Origin of the sequence: Rhizobium sp. RHZ02 (assembly GCF_014851575.1) — a bacterium.
GTDB lineage: Bacteria > Pseudomonadota > Alphaproteobacteria > Rhizobiales > Rhizobiaceae > Rhizobium > Rhizobium altiplani.
Window position 1 is genome coordinate 124,417 of the sequence record NZ_JACUZX010000004.1, and the last position, 20,738, is coordinate 145,154.

Consider the following 20,738-nt stretch of genomic DNA (forward strand, 5'->3'; position numbering starts at 1 on the left):
AAGGTTCTGCAGTATGAAAGCCCGTGTCATCGGCGGGCAAAGAGGCTATAGCGCATGCAGACGAAACGAGAGGAGCAGCAGCACACGGCTGCGCCACGCGAACAGGAAGCCGCCCCGCGCATGGCGACGACGAACGACATCGATTTCTCCGATATCCTCGACACCGATCATCTCTCGAAGACGTGCGACGCGGTGGCCGAGGCCAACAAGACGCGGCCCGACGTCATGCGGTCCGATCTGCTGGCGATCCTCAAGAAGGCGAGCAGCGAAGGTAGACAGATAGCGCGCGAGTTGCTTTCTGCCGATGGCAGCGGCATCAATTGTGCCCGCCGTATTTCCTGGCTGCAGGACCAGATCGTCACGGTCCTCTACGAGTTCGTCTGCACCCACGTCTTTCCGAAGCAGAAGGACAAGTTCGCCGTCACCGCCGTTGGCGGCTATGGCCGCGACACGCTGGCGCCAGGCTCCGATATCGACCTTCTGTTCCTGTTCCAGCCGAAGCCGGCGGAGGAGACGCACAAAGCAGTCGAATTCATGCTCTACGTCCTCTGGGACATGGGCTTCAAGGTTGGCCATGCAACGCGCACCCTGGAAGAGTGCATTGCGCTGTCGAAGTCGGACATGACGATCCGCACGGCGATCCTCGAGATGCGCTACATCTGTGGCCTGCGATCGCTGGAAACGCAACTGGAGACGCGCTTCGACAAGGAAATCGTCACCGGCACCGGCCCCGAATTCATCGCCGCCAAGCTTGCCGAGCGTGACGAGCGCCACCGCAAGGCGGGCGACACGCGCTATCTCGTCGAGCCGAACGTCAAGGAAGGCAAGGGCGGCCTGCGCGACTTGCACACGCTCTTCTGGATTTCGAAATACTACTACCATGTTCGCGACACGGCGGAGCTGGTGCCACTCGGGGTTCTCTCCAAGCACGAGTATCGCGTTTTCGAGAAGGCCGACGACTTCCTCTGGGCGGTGCGCTGCCACATGCATTTCCTGACCGGAAAGGCCGAGGAACGGCTGTCCTTCGACATTCAACGCGAGATCGCCGAAGCGCTTGGATATCATTCGCGACCCGGCCTTTCGGCCGTCGAGCGCTTCATGAAGCACTACTTCCTCGTCGCCAAGGACGTCGGCGACCTGACGCGCATCCTCTGCGCGGCGCTCGAGGATCAGCAGGCGAAGTCGACGCCCGGCCTCACCGGTGTCATCAGCCGCTTTGCGCACCGCAGCCGCAAGATCGCCGGCAGCATGGAGTTCGTCGAGGACCGCGGTCGTATCGCGCTTGCAAGCCCGGATGTCTTCAAGCACGACCCGGTCAACATCATCCGCCTGTTCCATGTTGCCGACATCAACGGGCTGGAATTCCATCCCGATGCGCTGAAGCGGGTGACGCGCTCGCTCAACCTCATCGACAGCGATCTGCGCGAAAACGATGAGGCCAATCGCCTCTTCATGTCGATCCTGACTTCGAAGGGCGACCCCGCGCTCATTCTGCGGCGCATGAACGAGGCCGGTGTGCTCGGCCGCTTCATTCCCGAATTCGGCAAGATCGTCGCGATGATGCAGTTCAACATGTACCACCACTATACGGTGGACGAGCATCTGATCCGCACCGTCGACGTCCTGTCGGAAATCGACAAGGGCAAGGCCGACGACCTGCACCCGCTCGCAAACAAATTGATGCCCGGCATCGAGGACCGCGAGGCGCTCTACCTTGCCGTGCTGCTGCACGACGTTGCCAAGGGCCGCCAAGAAGACCATTCCATTGCCGGCGCCCGTGTCGCCCGCAAGCTGTGCGCCCGTTTCGGCCTGTCGCAGAAGCAGACAGAGTTGGTCGTCTGGCTGATCCAGGAGCATCTGGTCATGTCGATGGTCGCGCAGACGCGCGACCTTACGGACCGCAAGACGATCACCGACTTCGCCGATGTGGTGCAGTCGCTCGACCGGCTGAAGATGCTGCTGATCCTGACGATCTGCGACATCCGCGCCGTCGGTCCCGGTGTCTGGAACGGCTGGAAAGGCCAGTTGCTGCGCACGCTTTACTATGAAACGGAACTGCTGCTTGCCGGCGGCTTCTCGGAGGTTTCGCGCAAGGAGCGCGCCAATTTCGCAGCCGAAGCGCTCTACAACGCGCTCTCCGACTGGAGCCAGAAGGATCGCAAGATCTATAGCAAGCTGCACTACCAGCCCTATCTGCTCTCCGTTCCCCTGGAAGATCAGGTCCGGCACGCCGGCTTCATCCGGCAGGCGGACAAGGCCGGCCAAGCGCTGGCGACAATGGTGCGGACCGACAGTTTCCACGCGATCACCGAGATCACCGTATTGTCGCCTGACCATCCGCGCCTCCTGGCCGTCATCGCCGGTGCCTGTGCCGCTGCCGGTGCCAACATCGTCGACGCGCAAATCTTCACGACGTCGGATGGGCGCGCGCTGGACACGATCCATGTCAGCCGCGAGTTCAAGGACGATGCCGACGAGCTTCGCCGCGCCGGCACCATCGGGCGGATGATCGAGGACGTGCTTTCCGGCCGCAAGCGACTGCCCGAGGTCATCGCGACCCGCACCAAGAACCGCAAGAAGAGCAAGGCCTTCGTCATCCCGCCATCGGTCAACATCTCCAACAGTCTGTCGAACAAGTTCACGGTCATCGAAGTCGAATGCCTTGACCGACCCGGCCTGCTGTCGGAAATCACAGCGGTTCTATCGGATCTCTCGCTCGACATTCAGTCGGCCCGCATCACCACCTTCGGCGAGAAGGTCATCGACACCTTCTACGTGACCGATCTCGTCGGCCAGAAAATCTCGGGCGACAGCAAGCGCTCGAATATCACCGCGCGCCTCAAGGCCGTGATGGCCGAGGAACAGGACGAGCTGCGCGAGCGCATGCCCTCCGGCATCATCGCGCCGCCTGCTACGGCCAGCGCCGCGATGCAAACAGAAAAGAAGGCGGATTCGCCCGCATGAGCCCAAACGCATGAGCCTCGTTAGAAAATTCGCCACCGTCGGCGGCGCCACGCTCGGCAGCCGCATCTTCGGCTTCGCCCGTGAAACGCTGATGGCGGCCGCACTCGGCACCGGTCCGATGGCCGACGTCTTTTATGCCGCCTTCCGTTTTCCGAACCTCTTCCGGCGGCTCTTTGCGGAAGGCGCTTTCAATGCCGCCTTCGTGCCGCTCTTTGCCAAGGAAATCGAGGCGAACGGCACCGATGGTGCCAAGCGCTTTTCTGAAGAAGTGTTCGGCGTGCTGTTTTCGGTGCTGCTGCTCATCACCATCGTGATGGAGCTCTCCATGCCCCTGCTCGTGCGCTTCGTCATCGCGCCGGGCTTTACCAACGATCCGGACAAGTTCGACATTACCGTGCGCATGGCGGCGGTCATGTTCCCCTACCTCATGTGCATGTCGCTGACGGCGATGATGAGCGGCATGCTGAATTCGCTCCATCATTTCTTCGCCGCCGCGATTGCGCCCGTTTTCCTCAACGTCGTGATGATCGGCGCGCTGTTCTACGCGCTCTATATCGACGCGGAGCCCCTGCAGACCGCGTGGTATCTCTCCTGGGGCGTGCTCGTCGCCGGTATCCTGCAGCTCGCCGTCGTCTACTTCGGCGTGCTCCACGCCGGCATGAGCATCGGGTTGCGTTTCCCGCGCTTCACGCCCAACGTCAAACGACTGCTGATCCTCGCGATCCCCGCGGCGGTGACTGGCGGCATTACCCAGATCAACCAGATGATCGGCCAGGCGATTGCGTCCTCGCGCGAAGGCGCCATTGCAGCCCTCCAGTATGCCGACCGTATCTATCAGCTGCCGCTCGGCGTCGTCGGCGTCGCCGTCGGCGTGGTGCTGCTGCCGGAACTCGCCCGCGCCCTGAAGGGCGGCAATCTGCGCGAGGCCGCAAACCTGCAGAACCGGTCGATGGAATTCGTACTGTTCTTGACCATCCCCGCTGCCTTCGCGCTCTGGATTCTCTCCGACGAAATCATCCGTGTGCTCTATGAGCGCGGTGCCTTCCATCAGGAAAACACCTCCATCGTCGGCTCCATCCTCGCCATCTACGGCATTGGCCTGCCGGCTTTCGTGCTGATCAAGGCGCTGCAGCCGGGATTCTACGCGCGCGAGGACACCAGGACGCCGATGCGCTTTTCCGCCATCGCCGTTGGCGTCAATTGCGCCACGGCGCTGACGCTCTTCCCGTTCCTCGGCGCTCCCGGCATTGCAGTCGCGGAAGCGACGGCAGGCTGGATAAGCACCGTACTGCTCTTCACCACCCTGCTGCGTCGTCGCCATCTCACCTGGGAATGGGCCTTGGCGCGGCGCACGGCGCTGCTCGTCGTGTCGGCGGCCGTCATGGGCGGCGTGATCATGTACCTGCAGCACCGCTGGGAGCCGTGGCTTGCCTCAAGCGCGCACCTGACGACGAAGGTCGGCACGCTCGGCCTTCTGATCGTGATCGCCATGGCTGTCTACTTCGCGACCGCATTCCTGATCGGTGGCGCAAATCTCGGCATGATCCGGCGCAATCTCAATCGCAAGCCGGCTGCAAAGGTAGACGGTTGAGCCTCAGCAATAGGTCCATCGTCGTTTGGCGCCTACGTCCACATGGACGATGCCGTTGCAGTAACGGCCGATCCCGCCGATTCCTGGTGCCGATTCAGCGATCGCAATGATGGTGCGCTCCGAAACGCCGGGGATCCGGATATCGGCGGCTGCGCAGTAGCGATGCTGGGAATGAGATCGACCGTGCGCCCGGAACCCCGAGGTTACCATTGGACGGCGACCGGTCTTGGCGGCGATATAAGCAAGAACGCCGCGTAGCCGCGGCGGGAAGCAGTTCGCCTGGACGCTGACGGTCTGCAGCGAGTAGGCAAGCGTTTCCTTATGCTTGAGCGGCGGTATTGCAACTCTTCTGACGTTCTGGGCGTCGGCACTGTCGAAACACGACAGACTGAACAGGCCGGCGAGTGCGATGGAAAATGCCGAATGCATGGTTCCCTCCCCTCGAAATGCGCCGGCATCGCCGGCGCAGTTTTTGGCGAATGGAACGCTCACCCCAAAAATGGCCTTTTTGTGAAATTCTTTACCTACCGTTACGGAACCGTAACACAATTTACGGCCAATTGATGAATTAGCTCTACCTCAGAGGTGGTATAAATTTCCAAGCTGCGTAAATTTTCTTGACATATTCACAGCAAGTAATTCATCGCCAATCTCCCGTTCATAGCGTTTCTCGTGCAAATACCACCGCCAATCCCCGCCGGGTGCAATGTGTGTCAAAACGCTTGCTAGACCTCACGGTCGCGAAGGCGCTCCCGTCGGCGCGAGGAGCATGATCCTTGACCGAGCCCCCGCAACCGGCAACAACACGACACGACAAATCGGAGCCTGCAATGTCCCAATCGCTCTTCCTCGTAACGCTCGTCGTCGACGACTACGATCGCGCCAAGGACTTCTACTGCGGCGCGCTCGGCTTCGAATGCCTCCAGGATGACGTCCAGCCGGATGGCAAGCGCTGGGTCGTCGTCAGACCGAAGGGCAGCGACGGCGCAGCCTTTCTGGTCGCGCAGGCGGCCAACGATCGGCAGATGGCGGCAATGGGCAACCAGACGGGCGGGCGTGTCGGCTTCTTTCTCAAGACCGACGATTTCGCAGGCGACCATGAGTCGATGCTGGCCAAGGGCGTGCAGTTTCTCGAGGCGCCGCGGCACGAAAGCTACGGGACCGTCGCCGTGTTTGCGGATCCTTACGGCAACACCTTCGATCTGATCGAACACGCCGCAGGCTGAACCCCTTGATTGCGGGAGCGCGCGCGTGCATAAGCGCGCCCGTTAGCAACATGGGTTACAGACCCTGGGGCCCTCCACCAGCCTAATCGAGGACATAATGAACGAATTCAGGAAAGTCGTTTTTTCCGGCGTCCAACCGACCGGCAATCTCCATCTCGGCAACTATCTCGGCGCGATCCGCAAGTTCGTGGCACTGCAGGAAGGCAACGACTGCATCTACTGTGTCGTGGATATGCACGCGCTGACGGCGCAGCTCGTCCATGAGGATATGCCGAACCAGATCCGCTCGATCGCCGCCGCCTTCATCGCCTCCGGCATCGATCCGGAAAAGCACATTGTCTTCAACCAGTCGGCCGTGCCGCAGCATGCAGAACTCGCATGGATCTTCAATTGCGTAGCGCGCATCGGTTGGATGAACCGCATGACGCAGTTCAAGGACAAGGCCGGCAAGGACCGCGAGCAGGCCTCGCTCGGTCTCTACGCCTATCCGAGCCTGATGGCTGCCGACATCCTCGTCTATCGCGGGACGCATGTCCCCGTCGGCGACGACCAGAAGCAGCACCTTGAACTCGCCCGCGACATCGCCATGAAGTTCAACCTCGACTACGCGGAGCATATCCGCAAGACGGACTATGGCATCGACATCACCGTCGGCAACGAGCCGGTGCATGCCTATTTCCCGATGGTCGAGCCGCTGATCGATGGCCCGGCGCCGCGTGTCATGTCGCTTCGCGACGGTACCAAGAAGATGTCGAAGTCGGATCCATCAGATCTTTCGCGCATCAACCTGATGGACGACGAGGAGGCGATCTCGAAGAAGATCCGCAAGGCCAAGACCGATCCGGACGGCTTGCCCAGTGAAGTCGACGGTCTCAAGGGTCGCCCGGAAGCGGACAACCTTGTCGGCATCTACGCGGCGCTCGCTGACAGGTCGAAAGCTGACGTGCTTGCCGAATTCGGCGGGCAGCAGTTCTCGGTCTTCAAGCCGGCGCTCGTCGATCTCGCCGTCAATGTGCTCTCGCCGATCACCGCCGAGATGCGCCGCCTGATGTCGGACACCAGTCACATCGACGCGACCCTGCGCAACGGCAGTGAACGGGCTCGGGCCCGCGCCGAGGTGACGATGAAGCAAGTGCGCGACATCGTCGGCTTCTTGTACTGAGATAGGCCTCAAGAGCTTACCCGGGGCGACCTTTGCCGCCCCGGGCTTGTCGAAGCCAGACCTGCGGCGTAGTCTGTTGAAACGACCGTCAGGAGGCTTCGATGCGAGATCGCAACCTCATCCAGATCGGCACGATGGAGATCCGGTTTCTGATCGACGAGGATCAGAGTGCCGGCGGTCTCGTGATGTTCGAATTCACGGTCCCGCCCCAGGCACGCGTCCCCGCCCCCCATTACCACCGGGACGTCGACGAAGTGATCTACGGATTGTCCGGCACGATGTCGACGACGCTGGACGGGCGCAAACACGAGATCGCAGCAGGGGAAACCCTGTTCATTCCGCGCGGTTACGTCCACACCCACGAGAACCTGCATGGCGAAACCGCCAAGGCGTTGGTCACCATGACGCCCGGCCTGATCGGCAGGCGCTATTTCGAGGAGATGGCGTCGGCCATCAATGTTCAGGGCAAGCCTGACATCGAACACGTGAAGGCGATCATGCGTCTCTACGGACTGGTTCCGGCCTGACTACAGCACGCAGGCGATCCTACGAGGGCGACCAAACGAGGGCTTGCAAATCTTCAGGTTCAGGTGTCAGAGTCCGCCCCATGGTATCAAAACGACTCTCCCGGCTCGAAGGTCATCGCCGCAAATTCATGGCTGTCATTGACGATACGCCCGAATGCTCCCGCGCCGTCCACTACGCCGGTCGGCGCGCCAAGAACTCGAATGGCGGCCTTGTGCTGATGTACGTGATTCCGGAGGGCGACTTCCAGCAGTGGCTGGGTGTGGAGGAAATCATGCGCGCCGAGGCGCGCGAGGAAGCGGAAGCAGTAGTCGCCAAGGCGGCGCATGTGGTTCGCGAAACGATCGGCATCGACCCTGAGATCGTCATCCGCGAGGGAAGCGCCACGGAACAGATCAACGCCGTCATCGAAGAAGACCGTGATATCGCCATCCTGGTGCTGGCCGCAAGCTCGGCAAAGGAGGGACCGGGGCCGCTGGTGTCGTCGATCGCCGGGCGTGGCGCGACATTTCCGATCCCCGTCACTGTCCTGCCGGATACATTGACCGACGAGGAGCTGGATGCCCTCGCATAAAGCCATTTCTTGAGTGCCAGTCTCTTGAATAGAGTTGCCAATCGGCTTATTTTCTTTTTTGAAGAATTCTAAAGACGGCCTGGGCCACTGCCCGCCGCACGGAGAGCGACATGTTTATTCAGACCGAAGCCACACCGAATCCCGCCACGCAGAAGTTCCTGCCGGGTCGGGTCGTGATGGAAAACGGCACGGCCGAGTTTCGGAGCGCCGACGAGGCCCAGGCATCGCCGCTCGCGGCTCGTCTGTTCGAAATCCCGGGCGTGACCGGCGTCTACTTCGGTTATGACTTCATCTCCGTCTCCAAGGACAATGCCGAGTGGCAGCACCTGAAGCCGGCGATCCTTGGCTCGATTATGGAACACTTCATGTCGGGCAAGCCTGTCATGGGCGATGCATCGATTCTTTCCGAAGATCTCGATGCCGGCGGCGAATTCTTCGACGAAGCCGACGAGTCGATCGTGCTGACGATCAAGGAGCTGCTGGACACACGCGTGCGGCCGGCCGTTGCACAGGATGGTGGCGACATCACCTTCCGCGGCTTCAAGGACGGCAAGGTTTATCTCAACATGAAGGGCTCTTGCTCCGGCTGCCCGTCCTCGACGGCGACGCTGAAGCATGGCGTGCAGAACCTGCTTCGCCATTTCGTTCCGGAAGTCGAGGAAGTCGTCGCCGCCTGACGGCGACGCCCCTGTTCCGGCATTCGTCCTGGCGCAGCAATTGCAAGCGCGGCAGGGTGATTGTATGGACGCTGAGGAACGCTTTATTCGGAAATTGATGCCATGATCATACTGGCGCTCGACACCGCAGGTGTGGATTGCGCTGCCGCTCTCTATGACAGCGGCAGGAATACGATGCTGGGGGAGGCATCGGACATGATCGGCAAGGGGCATGCTGAGCATCTGATGGGGATCGTCGACCGCGCGATGGATAAGGCGGGCCTGGCGCTTTCGGCCGTCGATCGTATTGCCGTCACCATCGGTCCTGGCTCCTTCACGGGCATTCGCGTCGGCGTCGCCGCTGCCCGCGGCTTTGCGCTGTCGCTCGGCGTTCCGGCCGTCGGCATCACCACGCTTGCGGTGATGGCTGAAGCGCAGCGGCAAAAGACGCCCGGGCGCCCGGTGCTGACAGCCATGGATGCCAAGCGAAACGAGATCTACTTGCAGGCCTTCAATGCCGATGGCGAACCGCTCGACGAAGCGCGCGCCGTGACTGTCGAGGAAGCGCAGACGGTTGCTGCGGCATTCGATGGCGAAATAACCGGTTCGGCCACGCCCCTCCTGAAGCCGGACGCTACCGGCGACCATGCCAACCATTTCCCGATTTCTTTGGTGGCGCGCCTCGGTGCCGACGCCGATCCGTCTGCTGGAAAGCCTAAACCTCTTTATCTGCGCGGACCCGATGCCAAGCCGCAGGCCGGATTCGCAATTGCGCGAGTATGACGATGTTGGAATCCTATTTGACCTTGAAGCCGGAATTTGAAATCGTCGCGATGGATGCCGATGATTGCCGCGCGGTCGCCGCGCTGCACGGCGAGCGTTTCGCCCGCCCGTGGGGCGATGGCGAATTCTACAGCCTGCTCAGCCAGGATACCGTCTTCGGCTTCGTGGCCCGCCAAACCAATGCATTCCTCAAGAAGCCGTTGCCGGGCTTCGTGCTGGCGCGCCAAGTCGCCGGCGAAGCGGAAATCCTGACGATCGCCGTGCAGACAAAGGTCGCGCGCGCCGGCCTCGGCTGGCGGCTGATGCAGGCTGCCATGCGCGAAGCGAAACTGCGCGGTGGCGAGAGCATCTTTCTCGAGGTCGACGACGGCAATGCGGCCGCACTCGGGCTCTACGGCAAGCTCGGCTTCGAGAAGGTCGGCGAACGCCGGGGATACTACAAGGATGCCAAGGGCGCGGTTTCCACAGCGCTTGTCATGAAGCGCGTTCTTCGCTAGTTCCGTTGCTTGAACGTTGACTATCGGAAGGCAGCCCATGACTGACGTCGCCAAGACCCTCGAGGAGCTTTGCGCTGAACGCGGCATGCGCATGACCGAGCAGCGCCGTGTAATCGCACGCATACTCGAAGAATCCGCCGACCACCCCGACGTGGAAGAACTCTATCGCCGCTCGGTGAAGGTCGATGCGAAGATTTCGATCTCGACAGTCTACCGCACCGTGAAGCTGTTCGAAGACGCCGGCATTATCGAGCGTCATGACTTCCGAGACGGCCGCTCGCGCTATGAGACGGTGCCGGAAGAGCATCACGACCATCTCATCGACCTCAAATCGGGTGTCGTGATCGAGTTTCACTCGCCCGAGATCGAGGCATTGCAGGAGCGCATCGCCCGCGAGCACGGCTTCAAGCTGGTCGACCACCGGCTGGAACTTTACGGCATCCCGCTCAAGCCGGACGAGCGCTGAGACATGATCGCAGCCATGGAGTCTTCGTCTTGATCGCCTGGCTGCGCGTCGCCTTTGCGGGTATCGTCATTTTCGTCGCCAGTCTCCTGCTCATGCCCTGGCAGCTTTTGGCGCTCCGCTTCGACTGGAAGCTGCGGCGCTGGCTGCCCCGCGTCTGGCATCGCATCGTCTGTTTCTGTCTCGGCATCCGGATTCGCGTCCATGGGAAGATGGAAACGCACAGGCCGTTGATGCTGTGCGCCAATCATTCGTCGTGGATGGACATCATGGTGCTCTCCGCGGTTGCCGACGTTGCGTTCATCGCCAAGATCGAGGTGCGCGACTGGCCGATTTTCGGCACGCTGGCGAAGCTGCAGAAGAGCGTCTTCGTCGTGCGCGAGGAAAAGCGCAAGACCGGTCATCAGGCGAACGAGATAGCGACCCGAATGGCGGATGGCGAGATCGTCGTCCTGTTTCCGGAGGGCACGACGTCGGATGGAAACCGGCTTCTGGAGGTCAAATCGTCGCTGTTTGGCGCCGCCGCCATGGCGGTTCCCGCTTCGCCGACCGGAGCAGTCGTCGTCCAACCGGTCGCGGTGGCCTATACCGGCGTCCACGGTCTGCCGATGGGGCGCTATCATCGCCCGCTTGCCTCGTGGCCGGGCGATGTGGAGATGTTCCCGCATCTGAAAGACATGCTGCGATGCGGCGCCTTTGAGGTGGAAGTCTGTTTCGGCGAAGCCGTCGAATATCGTGCGAACAGCAACCGCAAGGAAGTCAGCACGACCATCGCTCGTCGCATCCGCACGATGCTTGGCGCAGCATTGCGCGGTCGCAAAGCGGCCTGAGGCAAGATTTCCTTTTCTCGCGCATGAAAAACCACTAAATAGCCGCCCATGACCCAGGACAGTGCCCTTCTTCATGCCCCGGAGACCGATCTCCGTGATGGCAGCAACAGCCGCAAGGTGTTCATCAAGACCTATGGCTGCCAGATGAACGTCTATGACTCGACACGCATGAGCGATGCCCTCGCGCGTGACGGATACGAGTCGACGGAAGTCTTGGAAGAGGCAGACCTTGTTCTGCTGAATACCTGTCATATCCGCGAAAAGGCTGCCGAAAAGGTCTACTCGGCGCTCGGCCGCCTGCGCGACATGAAGAAGGAGCGCAACAAGGAAGGCCGGGAGTTCATGATCGGCGTGACCGGTTGCGTGGCACAGGCGGAAGGCGAGGAAATCCTGCGCCGGGCGCCCGCCGTCGACGTCGTCATCGGTCCGCAGACCTATCACCGCCTGCCGGAAGCGCTGCGCAAGGCGAAGGAAGGGCAGCGGATCGTCGACACGGAATATGCCCTCGAAGACAAGTTCGAGCATCTGCCGATCGCCGAGAGCAAGAAAATCCGCTCTCGCGGCGTAACCTCCTTCCTGACGGTTCAGGAAGGATGCGACAAGTTCTGCACCTTCTGTGTCGTGCCCTATACGCGCGGTTCGGAAGTATCTCGGCCTGTCAGCCAGATCGTCGAGGAAGCACAGAAGCTCGTGGAAGGCGGCGTGCGCGAAATCACGCTGCTCGGCCAGAACGTCAACGCCTGGCATGGTGTCGGCCCGAATGATCAGGAATGGACGCTCGGAGACCTGCTCTACCGGCTGGCCGAGATCCCCGGACTTGCGCGTCTGCGCTACACCACCAGCCATCCTCGCGACATGGACGATCGCCTGATCGAGGCGCATCGGGACCTGCGCGCGCTGATGCCCTACCTGCATCTGCCGGTGCAGGCCGGCTCCGACCGCATCCTGAAGGCGATGAACCGGCGCCATACGGCCGCCGAATACCTGACCCTCGTCGAGCGCATCCGCGCCGCTCGCCCAGACATTGCCCTTTCCGGAGACTTCATCGTCGGTTTTCCGGGGGAGACAGACCAGGATTTTGAAGATACACTCCGTCTCGTGGAGGAGGTGCGCTATGCGCAGGCCTTCTCCTTCAAGTACTCGACACGGCCGGGCACGCCCGGTGCGGAACTGAAGGACCAGGTGCCGGAAGAGATCAAGGCAGAACGGCTAGAACGCCTGCAGGCGCTTCTTCTGAAGCAACAGCAGGAATTTGCCGAATCCTGTGTCGGGAAAACGATCGAACTGTTGCTCGAAAAGCCCGGTCGCATGCCAGGACAGCTTATCGGCCGTTCTCCGTGGCTTCAGTCCGTGAATGTTGATGCAAAAGCATTGCAAATCGGTGACATTATTAACGTGCGAATCACCGGAACCGGAACCAACAGCCTGTTTGCCGAGATAGCAGAGGCTGAGGTCTAAACCCTAGGAGCTCGACCGCTTGAACGGACAAGAATTGGTTTCTTCACCGCGCCACCCACGCATTGCGAGCGACGCCAATCACTTTATTCTGACGTTCGAGAACAATCGGTTCGCCAGTGAGTTGTTCGGTCAGTTCGACCAGAACCTCAAGCTGCTTGAAGAGCGTCTCCACATCGACGCTCGAGCGCGCGGCAATTCCGTCGTTATCTCGGGAGACATTGTCGCCACCAACCAGGCGCGGCGTACACTCGATTACCTCTATGAGAAACTCCAGAAAGGCGGCAGCGTGGAGCGATCCGACGTTGAAGGCGCGATCCGCATGGCGGTCGCCGCAGACGATCAACTGAGCCTGCCGACGATGGAGCGCAAAGCCAAGCTCACCATGGCGCAGATTTCGACCCGCAAGAAGACTATCGTCGCGCGAACGCCGACCCAGGACGCCTACGTGCGCGCTCTGGAACGGGCCGAACTGGTTTTCGGCGTCGGTCCGGCGGGTACCGGCAAGACCTATCTCGCCGTCGCTCATGCGGCCCAGCTCCTCGAACGGGGTCTTGTCGAGAAGATCATTCTTTCCCGCCCGGCGGTGGAAGCCGGCGAGCGGCTCGGCTTCCTGCCCGGCGACATGAAGGAAAAGGTCGATCCCTATCTCCGCCCGCTCTATGACGCGCTCTACGACATGATGCCCGCCGACAAGGTCGATCGGGCAATCACGGCCGGTGTTATCGAAATCGCTCCGCTCGCCTTCATGCGCGGCCGGACGCTCGCAAACGCCGCCGTCATTCTCGACGAAGCGCAGAACACGACCTCGATGCAGATGAAGATGTTCCTGACGCGTCTTGGCGAGAATTCCCGCATGATCGTCACCGGCGACCCGAGCCAAATCGACCTGCCGCGTGGTGTCAAATCCGGACTGGTGGAGGCCCTTCAACTACTGAATGGCGTCGAAGGCATTTCGATCGTCCGCTTCCGGGATACGGATGTCGTACGTCATCCGCTTGTCGGCCGCATCGTCAAGGCCTACGACTCGACCTATATCGCGGAAGCAGAGGAAGCCAGCCGGCAGGATTGATGGCCGAACTCGATATTCAGATCAGCATCGAAGAGGGCGACTGGCCCTCCGAGGATGCGCTGCATGCATTGGCGGATCGGGTGCTGGAAACAGCCGCCACCTATCTGCGTGAAACGGTCAAGCAGCCCTTTCCGAAGATGGTGCCCGAGGTTTCGCTTGTTTTCACGGATGATGCCTCGATCCAGGACATCAATGCCGAGTGGCGCGGCAAGGACAAGCCGACCAATGTGCTTTCCTTTCCGGCCTTCCCGGTCAAGCCAAGCAACGTGCCGGGACCGATGTTGGGCGACATCATTATCGCAAGAGAGACCGTTGAGCGGGAGGCAGTCGAGCTCGAAAAGAGCTTTGACGACCACCTGACCCACTTGATGGTGCATGGTTTCTTGCATCTCTTCGGCTACGATCATAATAATGACGCTGAAGCCGAGATAATGGAGGGGCTCGAGACTCGCATTTTGGCGGTACTCGGCCTATCTGACCCATACGAGGGTCAAGACCTTAAAATGGAACCATGAGCGACTTTACGACGAGACCGGCCGCGGAGGCCAAGGACGCCGACCAATCCTCCTCTTCTGACGAGGGTGGCAGTAGTAGTAGGCAGTCTGGACGACCCCAATCCTTCTGGACGCGCGCCGCGCGTATCTTGAGACCACAGCAGGGCTCGCGCCTTCGCGAGGACATCGCCGATGCGCTGCTGACCGACGCTGCCGACGGTGACGTCTTTTCGCCCGATGAACGGGCAATGCTGCACAACATCCTTCGCTTCCGGGAAGTGCGCGTTGCTGACGTGATGGTGCCGCGGGCCGATATCGAAGCCGTCGATCAGAACATCACGATCGGCGAACTGATGATCCTGTTCGAGGAATCTGGCCGTTCGCGCATGCCTGTTTATGCGGATACGCTCGATGATCCGCGCGGCATGGTGCATATCCGCGATCTCCTGTCCTACGTCGCCAAGCAGGCCCGCAACAAGCGCCGCGGCAGCACCAAGACAGTCAAGTCGACAGAGCCTCTGGTCGAGGTTTCACCCGAACACTTGCAGAAGCCTACACGCGCTGCGAAGCCGAATTTCGACCTCAGCCGCGTCGACCTACAGAAGACGCTGTCGGAGGCCGGGATCATCCGCAAGATCCTGTTCGTTCCGCCGTCGATGCTTGCGTCGGACCTCCTTCGCCGCATGCAGGTCAACCGCACGCAGATGGCGCTGGTCATCGACGAGTACGGCGGCACCGATGGATTGGCCTCGCACGAGGACATCGTCGAGATGGTCGTCGGTGACATCGACGACGAGCACGACGACGATGAAGTCATGTTCAAGCGCGTCTCCGAAGACGTCTTCGTCGCGGATGCCCGTGTCGAACTGGAGGAGATCGCCGAGGCGATCGGGCCGGACTTCGACATCACCGAACAGGTCGACGAAGTCGACACGCTGGGCGGCCTGATCTTCTCCGAGCTCGGGCGTATTCCGGTGCGTGGCGAGGTCGTGCAGGCTCTGCCCGGTTTCGAGTTCCATATCCTCGACGCCGATCCGCGCCGGATCAAGCGCGTGAGGATCACCCGCAAGCGTCAGGCCATCCGTCGCCGCGTCAAGATCGACGGCGACAGCACGCCCGGTTCGGATCACGGCGAGGAGAGGCAAACCGACGCCTCCACGTCGACCTGATGCCGCAACGCACGACAAACGGCGGCTTTTTTGAAAGACTGCGAGCGGGTTGATTCGCAGCTTGATGGGAGTGCGCATGGAGCGGCTTGCGGACAGGGTTATCCTTGCCTGGGGGTTCAAGAGGGTTGCGTTGGCGGTCCTTGCTGGCGCCGTCGGCGTTCTGGCCCTGCCTCCATTTGGCTTCTTTGCCGCAATGTTCGTGTCGTTCACGCTGCTCGTCTGGCTGATCGACGGCTCGGCTGCCGCTCCGGAAAGCGGGCTCATTGGGCGACTGTGGCCATCTTTTACCGTCGGTTGGCTCTTCGGCTTTGGCTATTTCGTCGCGGGTCTCTGGTGGCTTGGCCACGCCTTGATGATCGACGCGGAGGCCTTCGCTTGGGCGCTGCCGCTGGCGATCCTCGGCCTGCCTGCCGTGCTCGCCATCTTCTACGGCATTGCTGCGGCGCTGGCGCGAACCATGTGGTCCGATGGCATGGGGCGGATTGCGGCGCTTGCGGCGAGCTTCGGGTTGCTGGAGTGGCTGCGGAGCGTGCTTTTCACCGGCTTCCCCTGGAACGCTATCGGCTACGGCATGACGCCCGTGCCGCTCATGATGCAATCGGCGCACGTCATCGGCATCATGGGCATCACGTCGCTCTCGGTCTTCATCTTCGCCGCTCCCGCACTCCTCGGCACCCGGCAGGGCGCAAAGCTCGGGCTCTCGCTGGCAGCCCTGCTCTTCGCCGCACATATCGGCTATGGCGCCTATATCCTCTATGGCCCGCAACCCGCGCCTGCATCCGACTCCCCGAGCCCGGTCATTCGCCTGGTTCAGCCGATGATCGAGCAGACGGCGAAGATGGACAGCGACGCCGACCGCGCTGCTATCTTCGAGAAGCACCTGAAGCTTTCCGTCGAGCCTCCGAAGGACGGCGGGCGGAAACCGGACATCATTGTCTGGCCGGAAACGTCCATTCCCTTCATCCTGACCGACAATCAGGATGCGCTCAGCCGGATCGCGGACACGCTCGACGACAATCAGATCCTGATTGCCGGCGCTGTCAGGGTGGAGGACATGGGGCCTGGCAATCCGCCTCGCTACTACAATTCGATATACGTCATCGACGGCCGTGGGCAGATTGCCGGCGCGGCCGACAAGGTGCATCTCGTGCCGTTCGGCGAATACGTGCCGTTCGAGAATATCCTCGACGATTTCGGCATCCAGAATGTGGTCGAGATGCCAGGCGGCTTCTCACCCGCCGCCACGCGCCAGCTTCTGAATTTGCCCACGGGGATCAAGTTCTATCCCCTCGTCTGCTACGAGATCATTTTCCCCGACGAGATGACCGGCGACCTAGGCGCCGCCAATGCCATTCTCAATGTCACGAACGACGCGTGGTTCGGTGCAACACCCGGCCCCTACCAGCACTTTCAACAGGCTAGGTTGCGTGCCGTGGAGACCGGCTTGCCGCTGATTCGAAATGGCAATAGCGGAATTTCAGCCATCGTGAACTCCCGTGGCGAGGTCATTGCGGGTCTCGGCCTCAATGAAACTGGCTTTGTCGACGCAACCATCGAGCGTTTCGACGCCCAGCGCGATCCGGGTTACCCGCGCCAAACTTACTTCCGGTTGATCGAGATACTTCTGTTTGCAATTGCGCTGGTTTCGCGTTTTGGTTTAGTTTTCAAGCAGAATTGACCGAAAACCCCTAAAATTGCATAGTGGTTCGGATCGGCGTTCTTAGCGTATGTTTCAAGGTGGTTAATCAAGACTTTGCAACGTGGCGTTTTGGGATGGGTTTGGGCATGCCGGTTTGAACAAGGTTGAAAATTTTTGTTAGGGCAGGACCATGATTGAGAACAAGAAGCGGCCGAACCCCATCGACGTACACGTTGGTAGTCGCATTCGCCTTCGGCGAACGATGCTCGGAATGAGCCAGGAAAAGCTCGGAGAGAGCCTCGGCATCACCTTTCAGCAGATCCAGAAATACGAAAAAGGCACCAACCGTGTCGGTGCCAGCCGCCTCCAGAATATTTCCAGCATTTTGAACGTTCCGGTTTCCTTCTTCTTCGAGGACGCGCCGGGCGAACAATCCTCCGGCCTGTCCGGCATGGCGGAAGCCTCCAGCTCCAACTATGTGGTCGACTTTCTTTCGTCGTCCGAGGGGCTTCAACTCAACCGCGCCTTTGTAAAAATCACCGATCCCAAGGTTCGCCGCAAAGTCGTCGAGCTGGTGAAGGCACTCGCCGCCGAAGCCGACAGCGAATAACCGCCATTCAAAATTCGGAGCAGAGACAAAAGCGGTCGCAACGGCCGCTTTTGGCATTTTTGGGGCAAAATTTGCCACTTTGCAGCAGATATAAAGATATATTTATGTCCTTCTACGCTTGTTTTTCTGATGCGAACTGAGTACCTACTAGGCAGCTTTTGTTCTTTGAGGGGAATCCCGGAATGCGCGCGAATTACCTTTTCACCAGCGAGTCAGTTGCCGAAGGTCACCCGGACAAGGTGTGTGACCGGATCTCCGACGAGATCGTGGATCTGGTCTACCGCGAAGCCGCCAAGACCGGCGTCAACCCCTGGGGCGTGCGCATTGCCTGCGAGACCCTGGCAACCACCAACCGCGTCGTGATCGCCGGTGAAGTGCGCCTGCCGCCGAGCCTGATGAAGAAGGACAAGAACGGCAACGACGTCATCAACCCTTCGAAGTTCAAGGCCGCTGCCCGCCGCGCCATCAAGGACATCGGCTATGAGCAGGACGGGTTCCACTGGAAGACGGCGAAGATCGACGTGCTCCTGCACTCGCAGTCCGCCGACATCGCCCAGGGCGTCGATAGTGCCGCCGACCAGCAGGGTGACGAAGGTGCCGGCGACCAGGGCATCATGTTCGGCTACGCCTGCAAGGAAACGCCTGACCTCATGCCAGCGCCGATCTATTACTCCCATAAGATCCTGCAGCTGCTCGCGACTGCCCGCAAGAAGGGCGACGGCGAAGTTGCAAAGCTCGGCCCGGACGCCAAAAGCCAGGTGACGGTGCGCTACGTGAACGGCAAGCCTGCCGAAGTCACGTCGATCGTTCTCTCCACCCAGCATCTCGACGAAAGCTGGGATTCGAAGAAGGTTCGCGCGGTGGTCGAGCCCTATATCCGCGAAGCCCTCGGCGATCTGCCGATCGCCGACGATTGCAACTGGTACATCAATCCGACCGGCAAGTTCGTCATCGGCGGTCCTGACGGCGACGCCGGCCTCACCGGCCGCAAGATCATCGTCGACACCTACGGCGGTGCTGCTCCGCACGGTGGCGGTGCGTTCTCCGGCAAGGACACGACCAAGGTCGACCGCTCGGCCGCTTACGCTGCCCGTTACCTCGCGAAGAACGTCGTTGCCGCTGGTCTTTCCGACCGCTGCACGATCCAGCTGTCCTACGCTATCGGCGTCGCACAGCCGCTGTCGATCTATGTCGACCTGCACGGCACCGGCAAGGGCGTGACGGAAGACCAGATCGAAGCCGCGATCCGCAAGAACATGGACCTGTCGCCAACAGGCATCCGCCGTCACCTCGACCTCAACAAGCCGATCTATGCCAAGACTTCGGCCTACGGCCATTTCGGTCGCAAGGCTGGCCGCGACGGCTCGTTCTCCTGGGAACGCACCGACCTCGTCAAGGCGCTCAAGGACGCCGTCAAGGTCAAGGAAGCAGCATGACCGACATGGAGCGTCGCGGACGCGCGACCGAAGCCTTCTTCGGTCGCCGCAAGGGAAAGGCTCTGCGCGAACATCAGGCAGAGCGACTGAACACCCTGCTTCCGGCGTTCCTCATCGATCTTTCAGCGGCTCCGCCCGAGCCGCTGAAGACCCTCTTTCCGGTGCCGACCGAAAGGCTGCGCCTGGAAATCGGTTTCGGCGGCGGCGAGCATCTGATCCATCGCGCCGTGGAAATGCCCTCGACCGGCTTTATCGGGGTCGAGCCTTTCATCAATTCCATGCAGAAGCTGCTGACGAGCGTCGACAAGGCAGACGCCAGGAACGTTCGTGTCTACAACGATGATGCGACGCAATTGCTGGATTGGTTGCCGGACGCCTCGATCGACCAGATCGACCTGCTTTACCCGGATCCGTGGCCAAAGCGGAAGCACTGGAAGCGCCGCTTCGTGTCGAAGACGAACCTCGACCGATTCCACCGCGTGCTGAAGCCGGGCGGGCTGTTCTGCTTTGCGTCCGATATCGATACCTACGTCAACTGGACGCTGCTCAAATGCCGCGACCATGGCGGCTTCGAATGGCTAGCACAGAATGCGGCAGACTGGCTGACGCCCTACGAGGGCTGGCCGAGCACACGCTACGAGGCCAAGGCACGGCGTGAAGGCAGATCTTCCGCCTATCTCACATTCAAGCGCGTCTGAGCCTGCCTAGTGCAGGCTCACCGTTTTCAGCTCATCCTCAGCGGCCTTGAAGAAGGTGCTGGAGCGATTATCCGTCAAAAGGATCGGCGTGCCATCGGCGCCGAATAGCGCCCAGAGGTCAACGCTCGGATCGATGTCTGGCGCTTCCGGGAAGCACTTGGCAACTTCTTCGTTGCGCATCTTGCGGATATAGGCGACCTCGCCGTTGCCGATGCCGGCAAGTTCGGTTTTGGTCAGGTGCGAATTGGCTTCTTTCATCAACATTCCTGTACCTCCAAGAGAAGGGACCAACGGCTCAACATGCGCCGTTGTCCTACTGTGAGACCGAAATGTTAATTTTCTTCACCATGCGGCTCGGTTCGGGGCGGATGAGATCCACCGACAGCAACCCATTCTTGAGGCAAGCGCCCAAAACCTGCATGCCGTCGGCCAGAACAAAGGTCCGCTGGAACTGACGCGCGGCGATGCCGCGATAGAGATAATCGCGCTCTCCCTGCTCTGCCTGACGGCCGCGGATCGACAGCTGATTTTCCTCGACGCAGACATCGAGGTCGTCCTCAGCGAATCCCGCGACGGCAAGGGTTATGCGCAGCCTTTCCGGATCGCCGGAAGCGCGGTCAGGAGCAACGCGCTCGATATTGTAGGGGGGATAGCCATCACTCGCCTTGGAAAGGCGCTCCAGCGTCTTCTCCATGGCGTCAAAGCCCAAAAGCAGCGGGCTCGCGAAAGGCGTCATGCGGCTCATCTTTCAAGTCCTTGATTCAAGCGACCTTGCCGGACCTGAAATGCAGCATCCGACTGCCGACAATATGGGAATTGCCGAGCCCGGGCGCAAGGCGGACGTCCATGCTCGCTCCCGGGAAGCCAGCAAGGGTCCGACCTTGACAAAGCAGG

Annotated in this window: 22 protein-coding genes; 19 read left to right on the top strand and 3 right to left on the bottom strand. The window is 60.8% G+C overall.

The genetic code is table 11. The features are described from left to right. The first annotated feature begins 54 nt into the window (after positions 1-54). The gene (locus IB244_RS08305; RefSeq protein WP_192303895.1) at positions 55-2,964 is read left to right on the top strand and encodes a [protein-PII] uridylyltransferase; all 2,910 of its coding nucleotides are present in this window, start codon (positions 55-57) and stop codon (positions 2,962-2,964) included. Between the two features lie 10 nt (positions 2,965-2,974). Beyond that, entirely contained in the window at positions 2,975-4,555 is a 1,581-nt protein-coding gene (gene murJ, locus IB244_RS08310; RefSeq protein ID WP_169679236.1) for a murein biosynthesis integral membrane protein MurJ, read from the top strand. A 3-nt stretch (positions 4,556-4,558) separates the two neighbouring features. Here murJ and IB244_RS08315 read toward each other — a convergent pair whose 3' ends face one another. After that, on the bottom strand, positions 4,559-4,984 hold the full coding sequence (locus IB244_RS08315) for a YcbK family protein (protein ID WP_018855102.1): 426 nt from the start codon (positions 4,982-4,984) through the stop codon (positions 4,559-4,561). A 401-nt stretch (positions 4,985-5,385) separates the two neighbouring features. Between IB244_RS08315 and IB244_RS08320 the strand changes: the two genes are divergently transcribed. From IB244_RS08320 to trmB, 17 genes are all read left to right on the top strand, one after another. Then, complete coding sequence (locus IB244_RS08320; protein ID WP_018855103.1) at positions 5,386-5,781, top strand: VOC family protein; 396 nt, start codon at positions 5,386-5,388, stop codon at positions 5,779-5,781. Between the two features lie 97 nt (positions 5,782-5,878). Next, the gene (trpS, locus tag IB244_RS08325; RefSeq protein ID WP_018855104.1) at positions 5,879-6,943 is read left to right on the top strand and encodes a tryptophan--tRNA ligase; all 1,065 of its coding nucleotides are present in this window, start codon (positions 5,879-5,881) and stop codon (positions 6,941-6,943) included. Positions 6,944-7,044: 101 nt separating this feature from the next. Then, positions 7,045-7,470 carry a cupin domain-containing protein gene (locus IB244_RS08330; protein ID WP_192303897.1) on the top strand — a complete coding sequence of 142 codons (426 nt, stop codon included), beginning with the start codon at positions 7,045-7,047 and terminating at the stop codon, positions 7,468-7,470. A gap of 80 nt (positions 7,471-7,550) precedes the next feature. After that, positions 7,551-8,042 (top strand): universal stress protein, encoded by a 492-nt coding sequence (locus IB244_RS08335; protein WP_007789346.1) that lies wholly within the window; start codon positions 7,551-7,553, stop codon positions 8,040-8,042. 110 nt (positions 8,043-8,152) lie between these two features. Further along, positions 8,153-8,719, top strand: coding sequence for a NifU family protein (locus tag IB244_RS08340; protein WP_018855107.1), 567 nt, complete (start codon positions 8,153-8,155; stop codon positions 8,717-8,719). 102 nt (positions 8,720-8,821) lie between these two features. Next, complete coding sequence (gene tsaB / locus IB244_RS08345) at positions 8,822-9,481, top strand: tRNA (adenosine(37)-N6)-threonylcarbamoyltransferase complex dimerization subunit type 1 TsaB (protein WP_018855108.1); 660 nt, start codon at positions 8,822-8,824, stop codon at positions 9,479-9,481. Beyond that, the gene (locus IB244_RS08350) at positions 9,478-9,978 is read left to right on the top strand and encodes a GNAT family N-acetyltransferase (protein WP_018855109.1); all 501 of its coding nucleotides are present in this window, start codon (positions 9,478-9,480) and stop codon (positions 9,976-9,978) included. The genes tsaB and IB244_RS08350 overlap by 4 nt, the downstream gene beginning before the upstream one ends. 37 nt (positions 9,979-10,015) lie before the next feature. Further along, positions 10,016-10,444, top strand: coding sequence for a Fur family transcriptional regulator (locus tag IB244_RS08355; protein WP_007789354.1), 429 nt, complete (start codon positions 10,016-10,018; stop codon positions 10,442-10,444). 29 nt (positions 10,445-10,473) lie between these two features. Further along, complete coding sequence (locus tag IB244_RS08360) at positions 10,474-11,271, top strand: lysophospholipid acyltransferase family protein (protein ID WP_025658710.1); 798 nt, start codon at positions 10,474-10,476, stop codon at positions 11,269-11,271. A 48-nt stretch (positions 11,272-11,319) separates the two neighbouring features. Continuing rightward, positions 11,320-12,729 (top strand): tRNA (N6-isopentenyl adenosine(37)-C2)-methylthiotransferase MiaB, encoded by a 1,410-nt coding sequence (gene miaB / locus IB244_RS08365; protein ID WP_192303899.1) that lies wholly within the window; start codon positions 11,320-11,322, stop codon positions 12,727-12,729. Positions 12,730-12,748: 19 nt separating this feature from the next. Beyond that, positions 12,749-13,798, top strand: a complete 1,050-nt coding sequence (locus IB244_RS08370) for a PhoH family protein (RefSeq protein WP_025658708.1) — start codon at positions 12,749-12,751, stop codon at positions 13,796-13,798. Next, positions 13,798-14,313, top strand: coding sequence for an rRNA maturation RNase YbeY (gene ybeY, locus IB244_RS08375; protein ID WP_192303901.1), 516 nt, complete (start codon positions 13,798-13,800; stop codon positions 14,311-14,313). Before IB244_RS08370 ends, ybeY begins: the two co-directional genes overlap by 1 nt. Further along, positions 14,310-15,461: a hemolysin family protein gene (locus IB244_RS08380; protein ID WP_026371511.1), complete on the top strand. Its 1,152-nt coding sequence runs from the start codon at positions 14,310-14,312 to the stop codon at positions 15,459-15,461. Before ybeY ends, IB244_RS08380 begins: the two co-directional genes overlap by 4 nt. A 76-nt stretch (positions 15,462-15,537) precedes the next feature. Then, complete coding sequence (gene lnt, locus IB244_RS08385) at positions 15,538-17,139, top strand: apolipoprotein N-acyltransferase (protein ID WP_169679241.1); 1,602 nt, start codon at positions 15,538-15,540, stop codon at positions 17,137-17,139. Positions 17,140-17,290: 151 nt separating this feature from the next. Next, on the top strand, positions 17,291-17,710 hold the full coding sequence (locus tag IB244_RS08390) for a helix-turn-helix domain-containing protein (RefSeq protein ID WP_018855116.1): 420 nt from the start codon (positions 17,291-17,293) through the stop codon (positions 17,708-17,710). Between the two features lie 182 nt (positions 17,711-17,892). After that, complete coding sequence (gene metK, locus IB244_RS08395; protein ID WP_018855117.1) at positions 17,893-19,146, top strand: methionine adenosyltransferase; 1,254 nt, start codon at positions 17,893-17,895, stop codon at positions 19,144-19,146. Continuing rightward, the gene (trmB, locus tag IB244_RS08400) at positions 19,143-19,844 is read left to right on the top strand and encodes a tRNA (guanosine(46)-N7)-methyltransferase TrmB (RefSeq protein ID WP_192303903.1); all 702 of its coding nucleotides are present in this window, start codon (positions 19,143-19,145) and stop codon (positions 19,842-19,844) included. The genes metK and trmB overlap by 4 nt, the downstream gene beginning before the upstream one ends. Positions 19,845-19,850: 6 nt before the next feature. On the opposite strand, the gene IB244_RS08405 is transcribed toward trmB, so the two are convergent. Next, positions 19,851-20,108, bottom strand: coding sequence for a DUF1150 family protein (locus IB244_RS08405; protein WP_007799651.1), 258 nt, complete (start codon positions 20,106-20,108; stop codon positions 19,851-19,853). Positions 20,109-20,157: 49 nt separating this feature from the next. Then, positions 20,158-20,589, bottom strand: a complete 432-nt coding sequence (locus tag IB244_RS08410; protein ID WP_192303905.1) for an Hsp20 family protein — start codon at positions 20,587-20,589, stop codon at positions 20,158-20,160. Between the last annotated feature and the right edge of the window lie 149 nt (positions 20,590-20,738).